1 protein-coding gene and 1 pseudogene are annotated in these 1,458 nt (G+C 70.0%); both read right to left on the bottom strand.

The window, feature by feature from the left end:
- Positions 1–476 (bottom strand): annotated as a pseudogene (locus tag CA983_RS43580) (hypothetical protein); the annotation flags it as partial.
- Between the two features lie 19 nt (positions 477–495).
- Positions 496–1,458 (bottom strand): hypothetical protein (locus tag CA983_RS46490; RefSeq protein ID WP_086606105.1); only part of this gene is annotated, 963 nt, incomplete at its 5' end.

Below are 1,458 nucleotides of genomic sequence, written 5' to 3' on the forward strand. Positions count from 1 at the left end.
GTGTGGATCTCGCTGTGGTGGAGCGTGTAACAGTTGCCCGCCTGCTCATGGGTGACGAACCTCGGCACCACGCGCAGATCGGTCGGTACGGCGTCGAAGTCGTCCTGGGCGCTCTGCGGGATGTCCTCCTCCGACAGCCGCCCGGTGAGTTCGTGCCGCACGTGCTTGTACTGCCCGCGCATGATCAGTGAGGTGAAGGTGAACCGGTGGTCGTGCGGCCGGTCCCGGTGGTCCTCGGTCGAGACGTGCACGCGGATGCGGAATCCACGGTCCAGGGCGTCGTAGATGACGAGCTTGTCGAGCAGCCGGTGGTGCTCGCACTTGTCGAAGAGGTCCTCCTCCTCGCGCGCCCGCTCCAGCAGCTGCGTCAGAGCCGCCTTGTCCTCGGAGAGTGCGGTGAGGATCTCCTTGGTCTGCGCACGGGCCTTGGGGAGGTCGGACCAGTCGATGACCAGCCGGTCGAGTGAGTCCAGCATGTGAGGCTCCTTCTTCGAATTACGCGACGGGGAGACGGGCTTCCGACCGGACGGGCAGTCCGAACACCCGGTGCGCCGTACCGGCGGCGAGGGTGCGGACGTCCTCGGGGGACAGGCCCTGCGACTGCGCGTTGGCCATCTGCCGGGCCAGCGGCACGGAACCGGCCGCGACGATCCCGTCCTGCTGGTACCAGAGCGCGTTGTCCACGCGGTGGTGCAGGTCCTGGCCGCCGAGCCGTGCCGAGTCGCAGCGGTCGGTCATCATCATCGAGTTCTCCACGCCCATCAGCTGGACGGCGCGGGCCGCGATGGCCAGGTCGACGTGCTCCCCGTCGAAGTTGATGCAGGCGCCGATACGGCCGGCCGCCGCCTGGCGCATGATCGCCGCCGGGACCGGTCCGGCGATCCGCGCCATCTGGTTGAGGGTCCAGCCGGGCAGGTCGTAGGAGGCGATGACGGCGTCCCGCTCGGCGCGCGCCCGGGCGCTGCGGAAGGCGTGCCGGATCAACAACGGCATGTCGTTGAACAGGTGGTCGGTGACGACGCGGACGCCGGTGCCGGACCACTCGCTCTGCCATGCCCTCTCGACGATCTCGTCGACCTGCTCCGCGCTGCGCAGCGGGTCGGCACGGGTGAAGTGGCCGAGCGCGGGGCGGATTCCGTGGGCCATCAGGAGCGGGATGAGCCAGTCGAAGCCCGTGTCGCGGGCGGTGGGCTCGTCGTGGAGTTGGGAGGCGGGCGAGAACGCGTCGGGCGAGAGGACGGTGTACGTGAGTCCGTACGGTCCGAGGGCCGCGAGGCGCTCCCACTCGTGCCTGCTGGGGGCCCAGACGGTCGCCGCGGGAGTGCCGCCGTGGCTGGCCAGGAGCGGCCCCTCCAGGGCGATGCCGGCGACGTGCGGCAGCAGTCCCTCGCCCCGCATGCGGTGGTACTGGTGCACGAAGGCCTCGAACTCGGCGAGATGCTCCCGGTGGAGGTACAT

The sequence above is a fragment of the Streptomyces swartbergensis genome (assembly GCF_002148965.1).
GTDB lineage: Bacteria > Actinomycetota > Actinomycetes > Streptomycetales > Streptomycetaceae > Streptomyces > Streptomyces swartbergensis.